Here is a 1748-nt window from a genome sequence, read left to right as displayed (position 1 = left end):
CGCCGTGCGTGGCGAAGGCTTGGAAGAATTCGCGCACGAGTTCGCAATCGAATGTGCCAATCTTTTGCGTCGGCAAATCAACGTTCCACACAAGGAATGGGCGTGCAGAAAGGTCCAAAGCACAGCGCACTTGGGCATCATCCATTGGCAGGTGGCATTCACCATATCGGCGGATACCGCGTTTATCGCCAAGCGCTTGGGTGAGCGCCTGACCCAGCGCGATGCCTGTGTCCTCAACCGTGTGGTGATCATCAATGTGATAGTCACCTTTGGCGCGGATGGTCATATCGATCAGCGAGTGACGCGCGAGTTGATCGAGCATGTGATCAAAGAAACCAACACCGGTTTGGTTGTCATAAACACCTGTCCCGTCGAGATTGATCTCAACAGAAATGTCAGTTTCGGCCGTGGCGCGTGTCACTTTTGCGGTCCGCATGGGAGCATCCTCAAGCTTGCTTGTTTGCGCCCTTATAGCAGCCACTTCGCTTAGGCCAAGCGCCTCAGTTTCGCGATTGCGTCGGCGTGACCTCTATGCCAGCTTTGCAGGTAACATGAGAAAAGGATCAACCCATGTCGACATGCGTATTTGTGCAGATCAGATGTAAACCCGGAACGACCTATAAAGTCGCCGAAAACATTGCTTTGGAAGAGGTGCATTCGGAAATTTATTCGACTTCGGGCGAGTATGATCTGATTGTGAAAATGTATATCCCAGATGGCGAAGATACGGGGAAATACCTCAATGAGCATCTGTTCCCGATAGATGGGATTGAACGCACGCTCACCACGATGACTTTCAAAGCATTCTAAAGCGCGTGTTGAACGGGATCAAAATCGTCGAAATCGAAGGGCTTGGCCCTGCGCCTTTCGCAGGCATGATGCTAGCGGATTTGGGCGCACAGGTGACGGTCATTCATCGCAAGGGAAAGGCGGATGGCACTGCCGCCAGTCTTCTTGATCGCGGGAAACGATCGATTTCACTGAACCTGAAAGACACCGATGATGTGCGCATCGCGCGGGCGTTGATTGACGGGGCTGATGCTGTAATCGAAGGGTTTCGACCCGGCGTGATGGAACGTTTGGGCTTGGGGCCAGAGGAGTGCTTTGCGAGCAATCCAAAGCTGGTCTTCGGACGTATGACGGGCTGGGGGCAAACGGGCCCACGCGCGCAGCAAGCCGGGCATGATCTCAATTACATCGCGACGTCTGGTGCGCTATTTTATGCGGGTTTGCCAGAGGATGCGCCTGTGACACCCGCAACATTAGTCGGCGATATTGGCGGCGGCGCGCTTTATCTTGTGGCTGGTGTTCTTGCTGGGATTATCAAGGCTGGCCGCACCGGCGAGGGCTGTATCGTAGATGCAGCAATCGTTGATGGATCAGCCCATATGATGAACTTGCTAATGGCTTTGGGGCAGGGGGGCGGTCTGTCGCCCGAACGCGGCAAAAGCCTGCTGGATGGTCCGCATTGGTCGCGCTGTTATCCATGTTCCTGCGGTGGTTACGTTTCGGTGCAAGCGCTTGAGCCACAGTTCTACGCGCGTTTGTTGGCTGATTTGGATCTAAGCGATGATCCTGAGATGGCAGAGCAGCATGACGCACGTCAATGGCCTGCACAAACAGCGCGATTGGCTGAGATTTTTGCGACGCAATCGCGTGCGCATTGGCAAGCTCATTTCTTAGATTCAGAAGCCTGCACCGCTGTCGTTCTGTCCCCTTGGGAGGCTGAACAAGACCCTCAGATGCAG

3 protein-coding genes are annotated in these 1748 nt (G+C 54.3%); 2 read left to right on the top strand and 1 reads right to left on the bottom strand.

All coding sequences use genetic code 11. The features are described from left to right. The coding region (locus tag ABJQ89_RS05340) for an imidazoleglycerol-phosphate dehydratase (RefSeq protein WP_348495233.1) at positions 1 to 436 on the bottom strand (436 nt) is incomplete at its 3' end. A 134-nt stretch (positions 437 to 570) separates the two neighbouring features. Between ABJQ89_RS05340 and ABJQ89_RS05335 the strand changes: the two genes are divergently transcribed. Together ABJQ89_RS05335 and ABJQ89_RS05330 are read left to right on the top strand one after the other, a co-directional pair. Continuing rightward, positions 571 to 810 (top strand): Lrp/AsnC ligand binding domain-containing protein, encoded by a 240-nt coding sequence (locus ABJQ89_RS05335; protein WP_348495232.1) that lies wholly within the window; start codon positions 571 to 573, stop codon positions 808 to 810. Positions 811 to 815: 5 nt separating this feature from the next. Continuing rightward, the coding region (locus tag ABJQ89_RS05330; protein ID WP_348495231.1) for a CaiB/BaiF CoA-transferase family protein at positions 816 to 1748 on the top strand (933 nt) is incomplete at its 3' end.

This window comes from Planktotalea sp. (genome assembly GCF_039984035.1).
Lineage (GTDB): Bacteria > Pseudomonadota > Alphaproteobacteria > Rhodobacterales > Rhodobacteraceae > Planktotalea.
The sequence above is the reverse complement of the archived record's forward strand: the minus strand, read 5'-3'. Positions and strand labels throughout refer to the sequence as shown.

Excerpts from the sequence above, each read along its gene's own strand:
- ABJQ89_RS05335 (WP_348495232.1), top strand. The coding sequence starts at position 571 with ATGTCGACATGCGTATTTGTGCAGATCAGATGTAAACCCGGAACGACC.